The organism is Polaromonas sp. DSP2-3-2b2 (assembly GCF_049895905.1).
Classification (GTDB): domain Bacteria; phylum Pseudomonadota; class Gammaproteobacteria; order Burkholderiales; family Burkholderiaceae_C; genus Polaromonas.
Genome location: NZ_JAFCTH010000034.1, coordinates 1 through 21,858, shown reverse-complemented (window position 1 = coordinate 21,858; position 21,858 = coordinate 1). Strand labels below are relative to the sequence as shown.

Below are 21,858 nucleotides of genomic sequence, written 5' to 3'. Positions count from 1 at the left end.
GCCTGAAATACCGGTTTTTCTGAATCACGATAGGAACTTAGCTTAGCTGTCGATAAGCTCTGGTTCCTAAGCCCCTTATTTAATAGCAAGCTCGCATGGAAAAAACCGCGCAGCCCGCCCGGGTTCGGGACCGTCGCGCGACCACCCGTCCCGACATGCGTACAGCATTTAACGGTCAAACGTCTTTGATGCCACGCGGCCTCAAACGCTTATCCGCCTCTTGATCGGCAGATGCAAAGCCAAACTGGTGCCGGCATCGCTTGAAGTCCAGCGGATTTCAGCCCCGATGGATTCGGCTCTCCGAATCTGATTTCCCAGCCCCTTGCCAGGGTTGCTTGTGCCTTGGGCAACCGAAAAACCGCAGCCGTTGTCAATGATCCTGACCAACACACAGTCATCGTCAACCCCGGTGATGACGCGGATTTCCGTGGCCTGGGTGTGCTTGATGATGTTGGTAAACGCCTCCTGCAAGATGCGAAGGATATGCAGTGCATTTCGGGGGTCGATCCACTCCAGCGCCGGGACGTTCTCGATCTCCCAGCGCAAAACGATGCCGGCGCTTTCCAGGCGCGGCCCCAGTCGGAACCGCAGCGTCGCCAGCAAGAGCAGCAAGTCGGCCTGCACGGGCTCCATGGAGTCGATGGCCAGTTTCAGGTCGTCAATGCAACCTCTCAGCACTTCAGCCACCATAGCGGGGTCAATCTGACCTTTTTCCACCGCCAGAAGTGCGCTGCGTAATGAAGAACCCATGCCATCGTGCATGTCCTGCATCAGCCGTTGACGCTCGTCGCTCAGGGTCTTGCGGTGAGCAGTTTCGCGCAGTCGCCGATGACTTTTCAGCAACTCGTCTTCGCGCTCTTGCAAACGCAGTTGCAGACTGGCATTAACCTGTTTGACTTCGGCATTTGCCGCGATGTAACGGCGAAAAATGATGTGCATGAAGAGCAAAAAGGCAACGATGTTGCTGAATGGGCCAAGGTAGATGCTCTCGATGCCGATGTAATTGTTTTGCAATAACCAGTCGTACCCGCCCAGCAGCATGCCAACCAGTGCCCAGGTGCTGAGAAGAAGGCCATCGCGCGAATGCGTCCGGCGCGACTGAAAAAACCCCACGCCAGCCACCAGGGAGCCCATCAACAGCAAGGCGATATAAGCCAGGGGTGAAAGCGCATAGGCGTCGAGAAATTCCGCAAAGACCGGCAAGGTCAGCATGCCCATGCCCAGCGTGATGCCGCTGACGCTGCGATCCAGCCAGGACAAGGGCCGCCGGTGCAGGTAGTTTAGAAAAAAGTGCGCAATCAGAACCATCCAGTAAAGGGAGTTGATCGTGACCCAGGTGAACCAGGCGTCAGAGATGGCCAGCTTGTTTTCCCCGACGTGAAAATGCAGGGATCGCAAGAACGAGGCGACGGAAATGCAGAACAACAGCAGATATTCCGTTTCTGAACGCAGCCTGAACCACACGAACAACGAGAACAGGCCAACGGCCAGGAATGCGGCACTGCTCGCCGAGGGCAACTGGACTTGAATGAAATAGCGCAATCTGTAACGCCAGCTTAGGCTTTCGCTGTCCCCGAGCCACACCGATGACATGCCGCCACCAGAGCCGCGCGGACTCTGGACCCTCAGCAGAATTTCTCTGGGCGCGACCGACGCGGCGGTTTCGTCCAAGGCGATCCACAGGGGAATGTTCCAGCCATTCCAGAAGATGTTGGCATGGGATTGGTAAAGCAAGCGGCTGTCGCCATACACCGCGAGCTGTCCATCGGTTTTCCAGCGCGCAATGTAGAGGTAGCGCGGATTGACGGAGGGCATCAGCAAAGACACTGGCAAACGGTACCAAGTCACAACGGTTGGCGGGCCGCGCACATCACCCGCGTCAGCATCTGGTACCAGCTGCCGGGTCACCGCGTGCGGCAGTGCGACGGATTGCCAGGTTCCCGGCAGGTCCGCAGCCGTGGCTTCATAGGGCGGCGGGGCATAGCCATGGCCCTGGATCAGGAGTATCTCGGCGGTTGTGAAGTGCAGGGGTGTTTCGGCCTGCAATGCCGGATGCCACAGTGCCGTACACATCAGGACCAGGCGCAGCAAGGTCTCAGTCACCCAGCAGACCCTGGCTGCGTGCCTCGAAAATCGCCTCGGTTTTGGAGTTGACTTCAAGTTTGCTGTAAACGCGCCGCACAAAGGTCAGGACGGTGTGGCGCGAGACCGACATCAAGCCGGCAATTTCTTCCGAGGTAAAGCCTTTGGTGATGAACTCCAGCACCTCTTGCTCCCGGACAGACAACACGGCGCGTGAGCCTTTCTGCGCAAACCGGGGCAGGAGGGGCTGCTCTTTTTCTTCCCCCCAAAATCGCATCAGGATTCGCCGCGCGATCAGTGGACTGATTGGGCTGCCACCCTCGTGCAGGCTGCGGATTTCGGTCACCATGCTCTTGGGTGAACTGTCCTTGAGAAGGTAGCCCGCAGCACCCGCCTCCAGCGACTGCATGACATGCGCTTCATCACCAAAGGTGGTGATGACCATGACGGCGCAGCTGGGCCACCGGGCATGCGCAGCCCGGATGACATCAATGCCGGAACCGTCAGGCAACCCCAAGTCGACCAGCAACACATCCACCGGTCCGTCGTTGACGGCCTTCAGACCTGCGGCGCGGGTGCTGGCCGCCGACACCAGCAGCATGTCGGGAGCGGTTTCGATGGTGGTGCGCAACACCAGTTGAAAGTCCACATCGTCTTCCACGAAGGCCACGCAGATGGGGGAGCTGTTGATCGTCATAGGCAGGCTGCAGAAATGGACTCGCCCTTGGCAGGATGCAAAAAAGGAAACATAGTGTCACATACTTGAACCATGGCCCAACTGCTGGTTTGTCCCCACAACTAGGGACAGACAAACCGTTTTTATTTACTTAAGGTCAATAAAATTAAAAATTTGTAATAAAAAGCATCTGCCAGTAAACCGCAAAGCAAAACGCGAACACACCACACCTCCTATGTTCTTGCCCACATTATCAAGCGCTACCTCGTTACCTTTTTACCCGAGTCAGCTGGCGTCGCTCAAAGCCCCTCAGGCGAGTGCTGCACGCCAGGGTTCAGTCCGTGCTGCTTGGCGCCTTGCTTGGGTTTTCCCGATCTGCCTGGCGCCACTCCTGGCCTCGGCGCAGCAAGCGCCGCTGGTGACGCCGCGTGACCTTCGGCCGGAAACCCCCGCCAGACCTCCGGCGGTATTGCCGCAGCCGGCCCCGGCTGAAGTTCCACCCAATGCGGAAGAGCTTTTTGTGCGCATCGGAGAAGTCTCCGTCAAGGACGGCTTTCCCGAGTTCGCGGCCGGCACCGAAACGCTGTTGTCACAGGTTCGGATGCAACGCATCTCCGTCGCTAATCTCTACAAGCTGGCTGAATCCATCGAAATGCTCTACCACGAGGCCGGTTATGCCTTGGTGCGTGTCCTTGTTCCGCCGCAAAAACTCAATGATGGCGACACGTTGCGCCTGATCGTGCTCGATGGATTCGTCGAACGCATTGATGCCAGCGCTGTGGATGAGCGCTCGCGCAGCCGTGTATTGGCGGTGATGCAAGGACTGGTCGGTCAGCGCCGACTGCGTGGCGAGGCACTTGAGCGCGCCCTGACGCTCGCGGGGCGATCACCCGGTTTGGCGCTGCGCAGTACCTTGCTGGCGGGTTCCGATCCCGGCGGCGTCATCTTGACGCTGGACGGCACATTCAAGCGCTTCAGCGGCGCTTTTTCGGCAGACGACCGACTCTCCAAGTCACTGGGCCCCTGGCAGACCACATTGCAAGCCAGCTTGAACGAGCCCGTTGGCGCTGGCGTGCAACTCTATGCCAATGTATCGGGCGGTCGGGACTGGGTCGGCGCGTTTCGCAGTGATGCGCCCAGACGTGTCGTGGGTGGTGGCGCCCTCATCCCGATAGGGAGCAATGGCTTGTCAATCAACCCGGAATTTACCTCCTCGGTCAGCCAGCCGGCGCCACAGCCGGGCGTACCGCGCTCGTTGAGCAAATTCGAACGCTACACCCTGCGCCTGGTTTACCCGCTAATCGTCAATCGTCAGGAAGAACTGACCATCACCGGCACGTTTGACGCCACCAGTCAAATCGATACATTGCCCGATTTCCAGATGATGGCTGCGGATGGCTCAAGCCTGGGCGCGTTCGTCCTCGATCAGGATCGCCTGCGTGTGGCACGTGTGGGCGCGGCTTGGAACACAACGCTGGCTTCCTCGGGACGCCTGAATGCCGGGGCGACAATTTCCGCCGGCACATCGCGACTGGGCGCCCGCACCCAGGCGGACGTAGCAAGCAGTGGCATCGCGATGTCGCGCAGGGATGCCAATCCGGACTTTGTCAAGGTTGAAGGCAGCCTAGCATACGAACAGCAGCTTCCCATGGGCGTTCAGTCCAAATCGTCAGTGCGTGTCCAGAAGTCGCTCAACGGCGTGTTGCCGAGCAGTGAGTTGTTCAGCCTTGACGGTGAAGACGCGCTGTCAACGTTTGTTTCAGGTTCGATTTCTGACGATGGCGGCTGGATGCTGCGGCAAGAGTTCACGCGGCCAGTGGCTTGGCAGCCCGGTTCGGAGAATGTGAATCTTGTGCCCTATGTCTTCGGCGCGGCAGGCAAGACCACAAGCCAGCTTGCCACCGGAACAGGGCGAGGACTCAGCAAAGCGTTCGGCCTTGGCCTGCGCATGCAGTGGCGAAGCGTCAACTTCTCGATGGAGTACGGGCGCCACGAGTCCAAGCCCTCCGTTTTGAACGGCAACCAGTTGTTTGTAAAAGGCCAGGTGCAATTTTGAACCACCATTACCGCATTGTCTGGAGCCGGGTATCCAATACCTGGGTGGCTGTTTCCGAGGTTTCCAAGGGCCACGGCAAATCTTCCTCAACGCGCAAACGCGTGGTCGGCGCACTCGCCATGCTTGGTCTCTCGGCGTTGTCGATGGCAGCGTCGGCCCTGGATTTACCGGCTGGCGCCCAGGTGACGGCGGGTGCAGCCACGGTGCAAACACCCGCCACGGGTGCCATGCTGGTCAATCAAAGCACACAGCGGGCAGTGATCAAGTGGAATGACTTCAGCATCGGCCAGGGCAAGCAGGTGACTTTCGCCCAGCCCAATGCCAGCGCGGCGACCTTGAACGTGGTCACCGGGGGCAATGCCTCGGCCATCGCCGGTACGCTCAAGTCGAATGGCTCGGTTTATCTGATCAACCAAAACGGCATTGCGATCACCCCCACTGGCCTGGTTGATACACGCGCCGGGTTCATTGCCTCGACGCTGCGCATGGACGAGTCCGCGTTCATGGGCGGCAAGAACGTCTTCAGTGGCAAAGGTGCCTCTGTCGTCAACCGGGGTCAGATTCTCACCGGCCCCGGCGGCACGGTCGGACTGCTGGGCAGCACAGTGGCCAACGAAGGACTGATCAGTGCCCCGCTGGGCAAAGTGGCGCTGGGCTCGGGCGAGGCGGCTACGCTCGATCTCAGCGGTGACGGATTTTTGCAGGTGATGCTGCCGGCCAGCGCGCTTGCAGCCGATGGGCAAGCCCTGGTGTCCAACAGCGGCGTGATTCAGGCCGATGGCGGAACGATCATGCTGAAAGCTGCCACCGTGCGGCAGGCCCTGCGTGAAGCGGTGAACATGCCCGGCGACATCAGTGCCCGCAGCGTGTCGGGCAAGAACGGGGCCATCGTGCTTGACGGGGGTGCGGGTGGCGCGGTGCGCGTCACGGGCTCGTTGATCGCTGATGGCGATACCTTGGGCGGACGCATTGATGTGACGGGCGCCAAGGTCACACTTGAAGGCGCATCACTGAGCGCCACAGGCACCGAGCGCGGGGGCTTGGTACGCGTGGGGGGCGCCTTTCAAGGCGGTCGAGAGCAGCCAGCCGACTCCGCAGACGCTGTGCTTTTTGCAGGACGCTTTGGCAGTACGCCTGTAATCGCCAACGCTACGACAACCACTATTGACGCTGCCAGCAATATCAATGTGTCTGCCACCGGTCCTGCGGGAACGGGCGGCACTGCCATTGTCTGGAGCAACAGCACGACGGCGATGCAAGGCGCCATCTCGGCGCGTGGCGCCGTATCCGGCGGCGCAGTAGAGGTATCCGCCAAGTCCACGGTGCAATCGGTTGATCTGAAGCGCATTGACCTGGGCCAGGGCGGCAAGCTCCTGATTGATCCGCAAGACATCGTGATCAACTCAACCGGGACGGATACCGCCAAGAACTACAACTACGCGACGCCAGGCACAGTCACCCGACTATTGGATGCCGATGTCACTGCACTACTCAGTGCCGGCACCACCGTCAACCTGCAGGCCAGCCAGGACATCAGCTGGCTGGACAACTTCAGCTTTGTCACACGAACCTCCGCCACCCCCGGCGGCAACCTGAACCTGTCGGCTGGGCGTTCGGTGACACTCGGCGGCGTCTTCGAAACAGGCGGCGGCAACTGGACCATTGTTGCCAACGACACGGCCGCGCATGGCGTGGTCGATGCCGAGCGCGGTGCTGGCGCCGCTAAGCTTGATGTGCGCAATGCCAACTTTATCAACAGCAACGGCAACCTGTCGCTGACCCTGGCTGACGGCGCAGGCAACACAAACCGCGAAGTTGATCGCATCACGCTGGGTAAATTCAGTGGCAACGGGCTCACCGCAACGATCTTGCCAACGGCAACGCCCGCGTATGGCGCTACGCAGATACTGCTGACTGACGACATCAACGTCAGCGGCGCCATCAGCCTGACAGGCAACCTGCTGGTCTCGTCAATGAGTTCCGTGGTAGCGCTAAGTGGGCAAAGCGTGACCTGGACCGATGAGAAAACCGGCGGCACCATCTTTGGCGAAGGGGCGATCAAGTTCATTGAAAACGGCCTGACCACGCACTTGGGCAAGCTGTCCTACGGCGACGCCGTGCGACTTGAACTGGATAGCCAGCCTGGTCTGACGCGCGTGTATGGCGACAGCGACCCCGGCCTAACCGACTTGACAGCGCCCTTGCTGCGTGTCGCCGCGCATTCCGGCAGCACCTCGGCGGCTGATCCCCTGGGCGACATTTTGGGCGCCGGTTCGTTGGCACTCAGCGGGCCTGGTGTGTTGGCGTCGGCAGGCAATAACAACTTGTCCCTGTCAGCCACCAGCAGCGCGGAGCTGGCCAGTGGGCTGGCTGGCAGCTATTTTGTTGCCCTTGGCGCCATCCCGGTTCCGCTCGCGATCACCCAGCGCCGGGTGACACCTGCCGTATCGAACGGCGCCTACGTTTACGGCGCCCCAGTCGCGGTAGCCGGCCTGAGCGGCCTCGTCAACGGCGACACACTTGCCCCACTGGCCACGCACAATGGAACGGCCAACGTCACCATGGTCAGCAACGGCCTGGGCTTTGGTTTCGATCCAAAGGTCAACGCGGGTGCATCAAGCTTTAGCCTGACCGGCCTGTCTGGTGCCGGCGCCAGCAATTACCTCCTGGACTTGAGCGGAGGTGCTGTCAGCGGCATGTTGAACATCGCGCCCAAACCGCTCAACTACCTTGCGGCTAACGGTGGACAGGTCTACGGCTCGGCTGGCACCCTGCCCACGGCCTCACTCAGTGGAATCCTCGCGGGCGACGATGTCGCACCTTTGGTGGGGCTGTCTGCGGCGGGCCAGGCGGCCAACCTCAGTGCCAGAACGCCAGCAGCGACCTACGCCTCAGACGTGGTCAGCTTGACCGGCACCGGCGCCGGCAACTACACCGTTGCGGCCACGGGCAATACCTCGGGACGCTATACCGTCAGCCCCAAGGCGATCACGGTCAGCTATGACCCCGCCGGCATCACCAGCACCTATGGGGACATGGCCGACCTGTCGCCCGGTGTATCACTAACAGGTGTGCTGGCGGGCGACACGGTCGTGCCGGACGTGCAAAACAACTGGTTGAGCTACCGGACACCTGCAGGAGACTACACCTGGACCATTCGCGGTTTGCAGGGCAACAGCAGCGGCAACTACAGCCTGAGCTACAGCGGCGACGTTGGCAGACTCACCATCAACAAAAAACCAATTTCCTACTTTGGTGTAGACATGAGTCAGGTTTATGGGCAGGCCACATTGCCGTCGCCATGGTTCCTCGGGGTACTCAGCGCGGACCTGCTCGGCGTCACCGCGTCCCAGGTCGTTTCCTACCCGTCATCCTATGCGCCAAGCGGCAGCGGCAATCTGCCGGTTGGCAGCTATCAGGTCGATCTCGGCGCTATCAGGGGCGCCTTCGCGGGCAACTACAGCCTGGATCTTTCAACAAGCACCCCGCAGAAAGTCGCGATCACGCCCAAGCCGGTAAGCGTCGCTTACATGAACTCGCTTGCCAGCACGTATGGAATCCAGGCAGACATGTCATCAGCCAATCCTGCGCTGATCGGCATTGTCTCTGGCGACATAGTTGCTGGACAAACGTATGCCTACGACCAATTGAGAAGCGGTGATAACGTCAATGCCAATACCCCCGTTGGCACCTACACCGTGGCTCTGGACGCATTGAGCGGGGCAGATTCAGCCAACTACAAAGTGGCAGACCGCCGTCAAAGTGTTGGCTCGCTCCAGGTCAATCCCAAAAACGTGACCGTGCAGTTCACCAACCCAGGTAGCAGGTACGTCTATGGCGACACGGTGGACTTTGGTGGAACCGTTGACGGTTTGGTTGCCGGCGACATCGTCAGCCCGGTGCTGACCAATAAAAATCGCGACTTTTCACCTGCTACAGACCCTTACCTGAACGTCGGAAGTTACTTCAGGGTAGCCACTGCACTGGAGGGGCCTAAAGCATGGAACTACCGGGTCATTAATAGTCTGGCGCCTTTCGACATTACCCCTCGCCAACTCGCCTTCAGCATCGCGCCGCTAACCACGGGATATGGCAATCCGTTTCACGACTACTCTGCATGGGTTTCATTCAGCAACCTGGTGGGGAACGACAAGGTGGAGGCAAAGATCGGATACCAGTATGGTTATCGCCCTGGCGCAAGCGTGTACCTCCCGGGTAATACCGTCATGACTGATCGAAGTCCGGCTGGCGACTATACCTCCGTAGCAACAGGTCTGACTGGTCCCGCTGCTTCAAACTACATGCTTCCACCGGCTGGATTTGGGCAACAAATTCAAGGCTCGCTGACGATCCTGCCAATATCCATTATCTCCAGATTCGATAAGGTGGATACAGTTTACGGAACCCCTGCTGTGCTTGGCTTGGGCCATTTAGAGGGCGTGCTGGCCGGGGACAATGTGAACGCTGGTCGGACAACACTGGCCGACGGCACCCAGCCGTCATACCTGAGCAATGCGGGAACTTATAACTTGCGCACAAAGGATATATGGGGTGCCCAATCAGGAAACTACAAGCTTTCATTCAGTGTAGGTCAGCTTACTATTCAACGAAAAGTTGTAAGTTTAATTGCCAATGGCTTCACTTGGAATAATACTAATAATTTTACTGAAGCTACCTACGGAACGTATTACCGTCCCACAGGTGTAATGAGCGACAGTGAAGCAGCCACGTATGCAATAAATTTCGTCCTGAAATTAGAAGGAGTGATTCAGAATCAGGATGTTAAACACAAATTAGTTGCTCCTGATAGTTTTCGTTTTTCAAAATCGGGCGCTTATCTGCCGGGAACTTATACATGGAATAGTAGTGGCGTTCTGACGGGAGTGGACGCATCAAATTATGTGCTATCCCAAGACACCCCACGTTCCTACAATTTGATCATCAAACCAAAAGAAATTACTGATGCTGTCGCTGTGACCAACAGCGTGGATAGAAGACTTTTTACGGCTGTCTACGGAACTCCGATGGGTTTGAAGGCCCTTGGTAACGCCGATGTGGTGACAACGCCCTTTGGGAAGGACGATGCGGTTTTTCAACCGTACATAAAAGATTCCAACAACAATAAAGCCTCCTTTATTTATGAGCGACAGGCTGCTGGTAATTACAATCTGGAGTCGAGTTTCTTTGGAGCGGATGTTTCAAACTATGCAACACCCAAAAATGCGTTCGCAGGCCCCTTTGAAATCACTCGCAAAACGATCGATCTCAGCATCGCTGACAACGGTTTGGTTAATTATGGATCGAACGCTTTACCTTGGGTTTATTCGGGCCTGGTGCCGGGTGACACACTGCAGGCAGTTTCTTTTATATGCAGCGGATTAAAGTGCGGCACTGCGGCTATAGCCAAAACCAATCTTCCGTTCCGCACATCCGTAGGTTACTATTATGCAACTGTCACAGAGCTGAAAGATCTGTACGGGCGGAGTGCAGACAATTACCAATGGACCAATGCTGGTTATCCTGGAAGTCAATATTTCCCTTTTACCATCCAGCCCTTGCAACTGACATGGAGCCAGGGTGCAGGTAACCTGTCCATTACCTACGGCGACAAGTTACCCGCTACTAATACTTTCTCGTTGTCGGGGATATTGCCTGGCGATGTCGTTAAAACCGGAGAACCCATTGCGACACCGATCAGCGTCGCCGTTGGCGGGACAGGTGTACGGCGCGGGGTCGACACACTACCGGACGCCGGTACGTACACTTTTGGCGCAGTGGCAGCGGCTGGAAGCAACTACTTGTTTCCCACGGACGGCAGGCTGACAGTTGCGCCCAAACCACTCGCCTACGCCATTACCGATGTTTCGGGGCAGTATGGCAACTACAAGGCCTGCAACACCAAAACCTGCGACCCATGGATTCCGGGTATTGACCTCGGTCAGATCATTGTTCCTGGTGCTTTGGTGGGCGACCGACTCGGTGGAACGATCGGTTTACTGGATTTAAAGGGCGGAAAAGTCTCGTTCACCGACAAAACCCCCGTAGGCAATTATTTTCAAGTATTGACGGGCCTGACAGGGGCATCTGCACCCAACTACGTGGTGGCTTCTTCGGGCAGCGTGCCCGGCGTGTTGAGCATCACACCCATGTGGCTCAGTTACGCGACCAGTAGTGCGGTGTTCGTGGGTAGCTCTGGTTTTGGCCTGGTTGGCAAGCCTGGTGTTGCCACCTTGCGCGGCCCGAACGGAACGCCCATCAATAATGACGACGTGAAGGGCAATGTGGCCATGGTGGCGGCCAATGGCCATTTTGTGAGTGACGCTGCCGTCGAGTTTAAAAACCTGTCTTCTTCGCGCTATACCTTTCCCGTTGTGGGGCTTGCGGGAAAAGACGCTGGAAATTACCGAATATTGCCCAAGGACCATTCATCAGAAGCTACCTATGGAAAAAACGACACCGGAACGCTCGATGTCTATGCCGACACCACCCTGAACCTGTCTACAGGGGCCTATGAACCCCCAGGTGCTGCGACGGCCAATGAACGGCTGATACCGGCACTACCAGCTTATGCGCCCAATCAAAACGACATCACGATAAATGGTGTTTCGCCTTGGAGTCCAGGCACATCATCGGGGACGAAAGGGATCACTGCAATCGCTGCAATCGGTATCGCGAAAGATTTGGCTTCTAGACTGACCGGCAGCCAAAAAGCAACTGCGGGCACCAGCACTGGAACACAAACCAGTTTGGGTGAAGCCGAACTTTCTGCCAACGCGAAAGCAAGCGCTGAAGCTTTGGCTCAATATGGAATAACGGGCGTCAAATTGGTTGCCTCGGCCAACGCTGACGCAGGGGTCAGGTTAGATTTTGGCCCGGGCTATGTCAATGCAAGTGCATCGACCCTCGCGCTTGTCTCAGCCAAGTTGAATCCAAAAGGGCTGGCAGTTTTGGCCAATGCGGGCGCGTCGGCGCAGGCGGGGGTTGGCTACAGTTCATCGACCGACGCTGGCAAAGTCACCGCCGCGACAACAGTGACGGCGAATGCTGGCGCTTCCGGATCGGCCAATGCGGGCTACAACAATGGTTCAGTTGGAGCCACGACGAGCGGCTCGGTAGGTGCAGGCGTCTCGGTGAGCGGGACAGCAGGCCTTTCTGGTGACACCGGAAGTCTGCAGTCTACGGCATCGGTGACATCGCCCGGATCGCTGGGTGGCTCGGGTGGCGGAAGTGTTGGCTATTCAGATGGCCGATTGCGCGTCAGTTTTGAGTTTGGAGCAGACATTGGAATAGGCGGGTTTAAATTGAAGCTGGATGGCGATATCAGACCGGGGGCGGTGGCTGATTTTGTTAATGGAGATCTTAAAAATGCAGCAAGTGCCGTCGGAGGCGCTATAGGTTGCGGCCTCGGATTTGGAGGGTGTCCATCCCCTCCCCGGCCACCTACCGAAGAGGAAAAATATAATTCCAAAGTCAGGTTTATCTCTTCCCTTGGACCTGCAGCCAAATATGCCTATCTGGTGAGCATCATCAATGGATCGAGTAACGGATCAGAAGGTGAACGTCAAGCAGACAGAGAAGCAGCCACTAAAAATAGCAAGTTTGTTAGCGAGTTCGCAATATTGGTTACTTACGCAAACTATCTAAAAGCTACGCGAGAAAACAAGCGACGAGATTTTCTTAATTTGCTGACCAGTGACCCTAGCCAAGCCATTGCGCTTGCCAATGCAGGATATCTTGACCCAAGCACGGACCAACGTGATATAGCCATAAAGTTTGGGTATTCAGTTGATTCAAATTATGAATACTATGCATCTGAAGTGAAGGCGCAAGCTGCGCGCTGGAAGGTCGGAATCACCATGGAAGACGGTCGCATGACATTTCGGGATCCCAAACAATGACCGTGATAGTGAGCCCCATTGCTTTTTTCCATGGTGCGCTGCGTGACGGGCGTGCTTAATCCACAACGTTAAAGAGATGTTATTTTTAAAATGAAATTTTTCATGATTTCAGCCGCCGCCTTGTTGTTTATTCAATCTGGCGTGAGCGCTCAAGCTCAAACCATGAATAGTCAAAGCGCGCCAGCGGCTGCAGCAGCTCCGGCCCAGACGTCCAGCTTTCGGGTGGAAGGGTATGGACGATTGCGATTCGGCATAGATGCCGAGCAGATCAGATCCGTGTTGAAGCTGGACTTTCCTCAGGCGAATCCCGTGCTGATCGACAGAATCGATGCCGTTTCACGCAATCGCGTGCTCACGCTTGAGCTGCCTGCACTCGACCCAGGCCCTGGCGTTGCCACGATAAGTTGTGTATTCGGTGCGGCAAGCCAGCGCCTGATTGCGGTGAATGTGATCTGGCTGGCTGCCGGCAAGGCCAGCCAGGCGCAAGAAACGTTGTTGATCAATGCCGCAGCCAAGCTGGCTAAAACTTATGCAACGCAACCCTGGCCTCTGTTCAACACCACCTATGGCACGGTGGTGGCCCCCGGCATGTCTGTGGTGTTCACGGGGCACGATGAGGCGGGTGGGGCTGCAGAGATCAAGCTGCAGGGCATCGCGACACCTCTGGGCGTCTCTTCGGGGCCTTCAAGCCTGCGTTTGACGCTAGTGGCCAACGCCACTCGGCCTGATATTTACCGCCTCGCTGCGGATTCGTTTTAATTTGCGGAAGTGATCATGAAGTTTTTAAATCGTTTTTTATTGGCTCCCTGCCTGGCCTTGGCAGCAGTGGTTGCCATTGCCCAGCCTGTGGCGGACGCCCATCGTGTGGTCGGTTTTCGCAGTGCCCACTTTGGCATGGAAGCAGTACAAGTTCGATCGGCCATTGCGCAGGACTTCAAACCCGCGTCCGACAGCATGAGCATGCTCAAAAACCCAGCCGAAAACACTGAAATATTGTTGCTGCGCGTCGCTGAGCTGGAGCCCGGGCCAGGTCCCGCCAGCATCAGCTACATCTTCGGCGCTAAATCCAGGCGACTGATGCATGTCAATGTCGTTTGGAAAACCGGCGAAACACCATCGGACGAGGCGCGAAACAAGATCGCTGCTGCCGGCATGCAGCTCAACAACTATTTCCGAGACTTGTCCTGGAAGCCTGGTGCCAGCGCCTCGGGTTTACCTGATGGCAGCAATGGCCTTATTTTGTTTGCCGGCCTTGATCCCAATAACGCTGGCGTCGAGGTGCGCGTGAGTGGCGTTGCGACTTATGGTGCAGAAAACGTTTCGTCTAAACCAGAAGGCGCGGCGCAATTGGTTTTGTCATATGTTGCGGATATTAAAAATCCGGATATCGCCGCCATCAAGCCAGGTGCGTTCTAGCACTATTTCGCAATCCCTCTGCAACCCACACTGAAAAACACGCAAGTCTTTTATCTATCCGGGGAATTTATCGATCCACGAGGACTGAATTTGCAAGAAAAGAAATGCCATCTATTTGATATCTTGCAAATTTCGATGCGGTTTTCATGGAACCCAGACCGCGCGCAGCGCAGACGGGCGAGCTGCCTTTCCCCCGGCTGGACGAGCAGATCAAGATGAGCCATCCGCTGGGCAGACTTTCCAAGCGGATGAACTGGCGGAGATCGAGCGCAGTTTTGGCGCCCGCTTCACTTCAAGCCGAGGGACTGTTGAAGCGTGCGGCTACATCTCCCACATCAAGGGGCGCGTGCAGCTGGTTCAACCTGGTTCGCACGCCGCCTGTCCCACTTCACTCCACCGTGACGCTTTTCGCCAGATTGCGTGGCTTGTCCACATCCGTCCCCCGCGCACACGCCGTGTGATACGCCAGCAGTTGCAGCGGCACGACGTGCAGCAGCGGGCTGAGCGCGCCGTAATGCTCGGGCATGCGGATGACGTGAACGCCTTCGCTGCTCTCAATGTGGCTGTCGGCATCGGCCAGCACGTAGAGCACGCCGCCCCGGGCGCGCACTTCCTGCATGTTGCTTTTGAGCTTTTCCAGCAGCGCGTCGTTCGGCGCGACGGTGACGATGGGCATGGCATTGGTGACCAGCGCCAGCGGGCCGTGCTTGAGTTCGCCGGCCGGATACGCCTCGGCATGGATGTAGCTGATTTCCTTGAGCTTGAGCGCGCCTTCCAGCGCGATCGGGTAGTGCATGCCCCGCCCCAGAAACAGCGCGTTTTCTTTTTTCGCGAAGTCCTCGGACCAGCTGATGACCTGCGGCTCCAGCGCCAGCACGGCCTGCAGCGCGGCGGGCAAGTGGCGCAGGGCCTTGAGGTGGTTCGCTTCCGCTTCTTCGCTCAGCCGGCCCTTGGACTGCGCCAGTGCCAGCGTCAGCAGAAAGAGGCCGGCCAGCTGCGCGGTGAAGGCCTTGGTCGAGGCCACGCCAATTTCGACACCGGCGCGGGTGATGTAGGCGAGCTTGCATTCGCGCACCATGGCCGAGGTGGCCACGTTGCAGATCGTCAGTGTCTGCGTCATGCCCAGGCTTTGCGCATGGCGCAGCGCGGCCAGCGTGTCGGCGGTTTCGCCGCTCTGGGTGATGGTGACGACCAGCGTGCGCGGATTGGGCACCGAGGTGCGGTAGCGGTATTCGCTGGCCACTTCGACCTGCGTCGGGATGCCGGCAATCGACTCCAGCCAGTACTTGGCGGTGCAGCCGCTGTAGTAGCTGGTGCCGCAGGCCAGGATCAGCACCGAGTCGATGTCCTTGAAGGTGCGATAGGCCTCGTCGCCAAACAGCTCGGGCACGATGCCGACGACGCCCTCTAACGTGTCAGCAATGGCGCGCGGCTGCTCGAAGATTTCCTTTTGCATGTAGTGGCGGTAGGGGCCGAGTTCGACCGCGCCGCTGTGGGCGTGCACCGTCTTGACCTCGCGTTCGACGCGCTGGCCGTTGCGCTCGAAAATCCAGAACTTGCCGAGCTGCAAGTCCACCATGTCGCCTTCTTCAAGATAGACGATCTGGTCGGTCACGCCGGCCAGCGCCATCGCGTCGCTGGCCAAAAAGGTTTCGCTGTGGTCGGCGCCCACGCCAAGGATCAGCGGCGAGCCGGCGCGCGCGCCGACGACGCGGTGCGGCTCGTCCTTGCAGAAAGCGGCAATCGCATAGGCGCCGTGCAGCTGCGCCACGGTGGCCTTGAGCGCGTCGAACAGGTCGCCGTCGTACAGGCTGTCCATCAGGTGGACGATGACTTCGGTGTCGGTCTGGCTTTCGAACACATAGCCCCGAGCCTGCAGGGCGGCGCGCAGCTCGTCGTGGTTTTCAATGATGCCGTTGTGCACCAGCGCGATCTTGCCGGGACGCGCCGAACTTGCGGGGCCGGTGCCGTGGCTGAAATGCGGGTGCGCATTGTGCACCGCCGGCGCGCCGTGCGTGGCCCAGCGCGTGTGGGCAATGCCGGTGCCGCCTTCGATGTGCTCGCTGCTGACCTGCTCCTGCAGCTCGGACACGCGCGCGGTGCTGCGTGCCCGCTTGAGGCCGTCGGCATACACCGCCACGCCGCACGAGTCGTAGCCCCGGTATTCGAGCCGCTGCAGGCCCTGCACGAGGATGGGAACAATGTTTCGGCTGGAAACCGCTGCAACGATGCCGCACATGAAAAGCACTCCTAGAAAAATAATGGCACGATGCTACGGATTAACTGCTTTTTAATGTGTTTAATTCTTGTTATATTTTGAAATTAAATTTCAAAATATAACAGACATAAAATTTAATTTCATTAATAATCGTTTTATGGAAGAAATAGAGCTAGACCCGACCGACATCAAACTACTGGAATGCCTGCAAGACGATGCCAGCCTGAGCAACCAGGCGCTGGCCGAACGCGTGCATGTGTCGCCGCCGACCTGCCTGCGGCGCGTCAAGCGACTGCGCGACGCCGGGCTGATCGAGTGTGAAATCGCGGTGCTCAACGCCGACCGGCTGTCTGCGCTGCTTGGCGCCGGGCTGACCGTGCTGGTCGAGATTTCGCTGGACCGCCAGGGCGCCGACTGGCTGGACGCGTTCGAGGCGCGGGCAGTGGGCGATGACGCCGTGCAGCAGTGCTACCGGGTGTCGCCGGGGCCGGACTTCATCCTGGTGGTGCATATGGCCGATATGCCGGGCTATCTGGCGCTGGCGCAGCGGCTGTTCACCAGCGACGCGAATGTGCGCAATGTGAAGGCGTTTTTCAGCGTCAAGCGCGCGAAATTCAAGCCAAAAGTGCTGCTTGCGCCCAACAGGACTGCGTAAGAAGCTATCTAAACCATAGCAGAAAGATTTTGCCGGACGCGCCGGGCGTGGCTGTTTGGCTCTTTCATCCCCGCCTGTCCCGTTCTGGCTGGGCCTGTGATGGCTGGCAAAAGCGGGATCAGGGCCGCGCGCTGTTTGAGCCGCAGGCGAGTTTGCGCGGACCCCCGCTTTTGCCAGCCATCACAGGTTGCCCGAAGCGAAGCGCAGGGACCCAGACAGCCGGGTCGCCTTTCTTTTGCTTACTTTTCTTTGGCGAAGCAAAGAAAAGTAAGTTGCCGCCGGGCAACCCCCGGCCAGCCCAATCCAGCAGAGTCAACCAGCGACGAGTTCAATAGCAATCCACGCAAGCAGGCATCGCGCAAAAAGCCAAAAAAGAACTCAACCCTTGGCCAGCTTGGCCGGCCGCGCCCAGTCCGCAATATTCACCTGCTTGCCCCGCGCCACGCTCAAGGCCCCGGCCGGCACATCCTTGGTAATCGTCGAGCCGCCGCCCACTGTGCCGCCCGCGCCAATCGTCACCGGCGCCACCAGAACGCAGTTGCTGCCGATGTGCACATCGGCCTCGATCACCGTGCGGTGCTTGTTGGCACCGTCATAGTTGGCGGTGATGCTGCCGGCGCCATAGTTGACGCGCTCGCCCAGCGTGCAATCGCCCAGGTAGGCCAGGTGATTGGCCTTGGCGCCCCGCGCCAGCGTGGAATTCTTGACCTCGACAAAGTTGCCGATATGCACCTCGGCGCCCAGCACCGCCCCGGGCCGCAGCCGGGCAAACGGCCCGACCAGTGCGCCCTCGCCAACCTGCACGCCGAGCTTTTCGCCGTCGATGTGGGTGAACGGGTGAATCACCGCGCCGGCTTCAATCACCGCATTGGCAATCACGCAGTTCGCGCCAACGCGCACGCCTTGCCCCAAGCTGACGCGGCCGTCGAACACGCAGTTCACATCGATCTCGACATCTTGAGCGCATTCCAGCGTGCCGCGCACATCCAGCCGCGCCGGGTCGGCCAGGCGAACGCCCTGCTCCATCAGGCCGACGGCCAGGCGCTGCTGGTACACGCGCTCCAGCTCGGCCAGCTGCACCGGGCTGTTGACGCCGGCGACCTGCGCGGCGTCCGTGATCTGGTGCGCCACCACGGCCACGCCGTCAGCGACCGCGAACTTCACGATGTCGGTCAGGTAGTACTCGCTCTGGGCATTTTTATTGTCCAGCCGCTCCAGCCAGCGGCGCAGCAGCTTTGTGGGCACGGCCATGATGCCGCTGTAGATTTCATGGATGGCGCGCTCGGCTTCGCTGGCGTCCTTGTGCTCGACGATGGCGCGCACCTGGCTTGAGGCTTGACTGCCAGCGCGAACGATGCGGCCGTAGCCGGTCGGGTCCGCCATGCTGAGCGTGAGCAGCGCCAGCCGCTGGCCATCGCACTCGGCCATCAGCGCCGTCAAGGTAGCCGCCTGCGTCAGCGGCACATCGCCCGACAGCACCAGCGTGATGCCGTCATCAAGCAAAAAGGGCAGCGCCTGCTGCACCGCGTGGCCGGTGCCCAGCTGCGGCTCCTGGCGTGCAAACTTCAAGCCCAAACCGGCTGAAGCGCCCGTCCTGCCTGCGCAAGCTGCTTCAACTTGCATAGCGCCGTGGCCGGTGATGACGACCGCCTGGCGGGCCGACAACTGCGCGGCGCAATCCATGACATGCGCCAGCAAGGCGCGTCCGCCCAATCGGTGCAACACTTTGGGCAATGCGCTTTTCATCCGCGTGCCTTTGCCTGCGGCCATGATGACAACGTCAAGAGGGTTCGACATGAGATTTCCTGTGAATTTGGGACGGCTAAAAAGAAGGAACAAGGCGCGGCCGGGCCGGCGCTTTCAACCCCGGATTATCGGGTTGCTCGGCGTGCTGGCCGTGGCCGGCGTGCTGCAGGCCTGCAGCGTCATGAAGCTGGCCTACAACCAGGCGCCCGACCTGGCCTACTGGTTCCTTGACGGGCACCTGGACCTCACGGGCGAGCAGAGCCTGCGCGTCAAGGCCAGCCTGAACCAGCTCCAGGCCTGGCACCGGCAGACACAGTTGCCGGTCTACATCACGGCGCTGCAGCAGTTCCAGCAGCAAATTTCGTCGGACACCACCGCTGCCGCAGCCTGCGCGGTGGCCGCCGAGGTGCGCGGCAGTTTTGGCACCGTGGCGCGGCAGGCCGAACCGCTGGCCGCCGGGCTGGCCGTCATGCTCCAGCCGGGCCAGCTCAGGCACATGGAGCAAAAATTCGCCAAGACCAACGCCGAGGCCGAAGACGAGCAGCAGGACGACAGCCGCAAAACCCGCCAGAGCAAGCGCTACCGGCAGGCGCTCAGCCGTGCCGAAAGCCTGTACGGCACGCTTGACGAGCCACAGCGCGCCGTGATTGCCCGGCGCCTGGAGCAGTCCCGGTTTGACGTACGCCGGCTGTTCGCCGAAAGGCAGCGCCGCCAGCGCGACGCGCTGCAGACCCTGCAGCCGCTGGCATCAAGCCAGTCCTCGCCCGCGCAGGCCCGGGCCGCCCTGCGCGGGCTGATCGAACGCACGTTGAGCCCGCCCGACCCGGCCTTGCGGAGCTACCTGGACGAACTGAGCCAGGAAAACTGCCAGAGCTTTGCCGAACTGCACAACAGCACGACGCCGGCCCAGCGCGGCAAAGCGGTGGAAACCCTCAAACGCTACGAGCAGGACTTCAGGAGTCTGAACGCCCGCAAATCCTGACGGGCCAGCAGGTCAAAGCAGCAGCGTCTTGTTGGCATGCACCAGCGACAGCCCCAGGGTGTCGGCGATGTGCTGCTGGTTGATCGGGAATTCGACCGAGCCTTCGTACAGCGTGAACAGCCGCCCGTTGGGCTTTTTCTCGGGAACCAGGATGCTGCCGGCCTGCCGCGTGAGGGTGCTGCTGCGAAATTTACTGAAGCTCAATGACGGGGAAGAGCACTCGCCAGTTCCTGAATATTGTTGGTTTATCTGGTTGCGTCGTCATGTACTGGGCCGGCTGCTCAACGGGACAAGGAAAGAATTGTGTTGCCAGCCTGGAAGCAGGTTGTCACCGTTGACACTGTCTGAATTGGGCATCAAGGGCGAGAGATCGCTGTCGCGGATATGACGTTGCCGATTTAACGCCATGCTTAGCCTCAGCCGGGCTTGAGCCAGCAGCGCTTCTTCAAGTTCTCGATTACGTTCTGCGCGAGGCTTGTGCAAAGGCGCGGTTTCGACGGGAACTGATTCGCCTAAAAAATCGCTGCGAATCGCGGCTGCTGCAGGCAAGCTCATTGGCCTGAGAACGCAATAAGCGATGCCGCATTTGGCCAGCAAGGCTTGCTTGAGTTGCCGGTTGTTGCTTGCCGGGCCGTTGACGCCCATGATATCTGCGCAGCCAACCACACGTCCGTCTGGCGCGCAGATCGTAAAAGTACAGTACACCCCGTTCAGCAATTTGTACAAGTTCTCCGCCTGCTCACGGCCAAGAGGACGAGTAAAGCGTGTCACCGGAATTTTGACGTTGACCTGATGCACCGGGAAAGTTTTGCACATCCAATGCAAAACCTGGCATTCCTCCACGTTGACCAGCGGGCGCGTAGCCAGCGGCCAGTTGGCGAGCATCGAATGCTGAATATGCACTGCACGCCGGACAAGCCATGCATAGAACCATCCGCCAGTGACGGCAAGGCCAAGAGTGCTGAGCACTGCCATCCAGAGATAGCCGTTAGATTGGATCAATTACCGCTCCTGATTTCAGAAATCCGGTTGGTGGACCGAGAAAGCCACAGGCCGAATGATTAATCACAAATTTTTTTGTAACTAATTACGTCTGTATGGAACGCTATTTATCGTTGCGTTGGGTAGGCACCCGACAACCGGCTTTATTTACCCTGTTTTACGCTCTTTGCACGAGGTCTTGAAACAGGAAGCCGGGGTTGCATGGATGGAGCCCACTGCGAAGGCGTTATGGACTTCATTGAAGATGCCAAGTGAAATCCTGCGCCTATCCGGGTTGCTGCACGGGCCATCTTGGTTGCTATTTAAATAATAGCAGTTGACGCTTTCTGCATAACGCCGGAAAGGTTTTGTGCCGTATTCAATACAAGGCCCAAGCTGTTCTTTAGTACATGAATTCATTTTTTACCGTTTTTTGGCTCAATGAATTCAAATGCAATATCGCTTTTTAATCTGATCAGAAAAATTACGGACTGCTTCAGCAGCTTGAAAGAAGAGCTTACTTCGCCAGATCAGCGCGGGTTTCCATGCATTTACCCTGCCCTGTACAAAGTATATTTGATTATGTCGTAAATGTTACTTTTTGTAATTTTATCTGATTTTATTTCATCCGCCCTCGTTAAAACATGGAGACTCTGATGATCGCGCCCGATGAGCCCTATCTAGTCTGTGCAAGCACTCGAACCATGGCAACCGGCTCCCAGAGGAACCGGGCCGGCGCGTCACGTCCATCTTCCTTACCCCAGGGCTCCATCACCACGGTGTCACCGGCTGAGAGCGGCAAGCGTTCACCGGCACTGCAAAAATGGTCGCCGGCCCGCACGCGCAGGTCTTGGTCGGCATGACTGAAAGTGATCCAGACGCGGCCCTGCATGATGCGCAGTACGCCGGCCTGGCGCGCCTGCAGGGTGAGCGCACGGCCGGCGGGCAGCCGGACATCGCCGTCAAGCCAGCTTTTCGGCCGACTCGGCAGGGACTGCGCCAGCGCGAGCCAGCCAGCCAGGCCGGTGAAAAAGCGTGTTTGAGGCACAAACCGGGAAACTTCAGAAGCCTCTAGTGTCGCGTCATGAGGTAGTTGTCGGGTAAAGCCGTTTTAGCTTGATTCGCGCATTCTTGGTCGTGAATTGCCA

The 21,858-nt window shown here is 58.6% G+C and carries 12 protein-coding genes and 2 pseudogenes; 7 read left to right on the top strand and 7 right to left on the bottom strand.

The window, feature by feature from the left end:
• Positions 1-201 precede the first annotated feature (201 nt).
• On the bottom strand, positions 202-2,103 hold the full coding sequence (locus ACP7AD_RS17645) for an ATP-binding protein (protein WP_426149047.1): 1,902 nt from the start codon (positions 2,101-2,103) through the stop codon (positions 202-204).
• Positions 2,096-2,779, bottom strand: a complete 684-nt coding sequence (locus ACP7AD_RS17640; RefSeq protein WP_426149048.1) for a response regulator — start codon at positions 2,777-2,779, stop codon at positions 2,096-2,098. Before ACP7AD_RS17640 ends, ACP7AD_RS17645 begins: the two co-directional genes overlap by 8 nt.
• A 214-nt stretch (positions 2,780-2,993) precedes the next feature.
• Here ACP7AD_RS17640 and ACP7AD_RS17635 point away from each other — a divergent pair, with 214 nt between their 5' ends.
• From ACP7AD_RS17635 to ACP7AD_RS17615, 5 genes and pseudogenes are all read left to right on the top strand, one after another.
• Positions 2,994-4,814 (top strand): ShlB/FhaC/HecB family hemolysin secretion/activation protein, encoded by a 1,821-nt coding sequence (locus ACP7AD_RS17635; protein ID WP_426166366.1) that lies wholly within the window; start codon positions 2,994-2,996, stop codon positions 4,812-4,814.
• Positions 4,811-12,712 carry a filamentous hemagglutinin N-terminal domain-containing protein gene (locus ACP7AD_RS17630; RefSeq protein ID WP_426149050.1) on the top strand — a complete coding sequence of 2,634 codons (7,902 nt, stop codon included), beginning with the start codon at positions 4,811-4,813 and terminating at the stop codon, positions 12,710-12,712. Before ACP7AD_RS17635 ends, ACP7AD_RS17630 begins: the two co-directional genes overlap by 4 nt.
• Before the next feature lie 102 nt (positions 12,713-12,814).
• Positions 12,815-13,471, top strand: coding sequence for a hypothetical protein (locus ACP7AD_RS17625; RefSeq protein WP_426166364.1), 657 nt, complete (start codon positions 12,815-12,817; stop codon positions 13,469-13,471).
• Between the two features lie 15 nt (positions 13,472-13,486).
• Entirely contained in the window at positions 13,487-14,128 is a 642-nt protein-coding gene (locus tag ACP7AD_RS17620) for a hypothetical protein (protein WP_426149052.1), read from the top strand.
• Positions 14,129-14,274: 146 nt separating this feature from the next.
• Positions 14,275-14,432, top strand: a pseudogene (locus ACP7AD_RS17615) (IS5/IS1182 family transposase); the annotation flags it as partial.
• Positions 14,433-14,516: 84 nt separating this feature from the next.
• Here the strand turns inward: ACP7AD_RS17615 and glmS are convergent.
• Positions 14,517-16,367, bottom strand: coding sequence for a glutamine--fructose-6-phosphate transaminase (isomerizing) (gene glmS / locus ACP7AD_RS17610; protein ID WP_426149053.1), 1,851 nt, complete (start codon positions 16,365-16,367; stop codon positions 14,517-14,519).
• A gap of 136 nt (positions 16,368-16,503) precedes the next feature.
• On the opposite strand from glmS, the gene ACP7AD_RS17605 reads away from it, so the two are divergent.
• A complete protein-coding gene (locus ACP7AD_RS17605; RefSeq protein WP_426149054.1) occupies positions 16,504-17,001 on the top strand; it encodes an Lrp/AsnC family transcriptional regulator in 498 nt (165 codons plus the stop codon).
• Between the two features lie 378 nt (positions 17,002-17,379).
• Here the strand turns inward: ACP7AD_RS17605 and glmU are convergent, their stop codons facing one another.
• Positions 17,380-18,798, bottom strand: a complete 1,419-nt coding sequence (gene glmU, locus ACP7AD_RS17600; RefSeq protein ID WP_426149055.1) for a bifunctional UDP-N-acetylglucosamine diphosphorylase/glucosamine-1-phosphate N-acetyltransferase GlmU — start codon at positions 18,796-18,798, stop codon at positions 17,380-17,382.
• Between glmU and ACP7AD_RS17595 the strand changes: the two genes are divergently transcribed.
• The gene (locus ACP7AD_RS17595) at positions 18,797-19,729 is read left to right on the top strand and encodes a DUF6279 family lipoprotein (protein ID WP_426149056.1); all 933 of its coding nucleotides are present in this window, start codon (positions 18,797-18,799) and stop codon (positions 19,727-19,729) included. The two genes, glmU and ACP7AD_RS17595, sit on opposite strands and share 2 nt — an antisense overlap.
• Positions 19,730-19,750: 21 nt before the next feature.
• Here the strand turns inward: ACP7AD_RS17595 and ACP7AD_RS17590 are convergent.
• The 3 genes and pseudogenes from ACP7AD_RS17590 to ACP7AD_RS17580 form a co-directional block, all read right to left on the bottom strand.
• Positions 19,751-19,831, bottom strand: a pseudogene (locus ACP7AD_RS17590) (Crp/Fnr family transcriptional regulator); the annotation flags it as partial.
• Positions 19,832-19,990: 159 nt separating this feature from the next.
• On the bottom strand, positions 19,991-20,731 hold the full coding sequence (locus ACP7AD_RS17585) for a DUF2726 domain-containing protein (protein WP_426149057.1): 741 nt from the start codon (positions 20,729-20,731) through the stop codon (positions 19,991-19,993).
• A 655-nt stretch (positions 20,732-21,386) separates the two neighbouring features.
• Complete coding sequence (locus ACP7AD_RS17580) at positions 21,387-21,758, bottom strand: DUF2917 domain-containing protein (RefSeq protein ID WP_426149058.1); 372 nt, start codon at positions 21,756-21,758, stop codon at positions 21,387-21,389.
• Between the last annotated feature and the right edge of the window lie 100 nt (positions 21,759-21,858).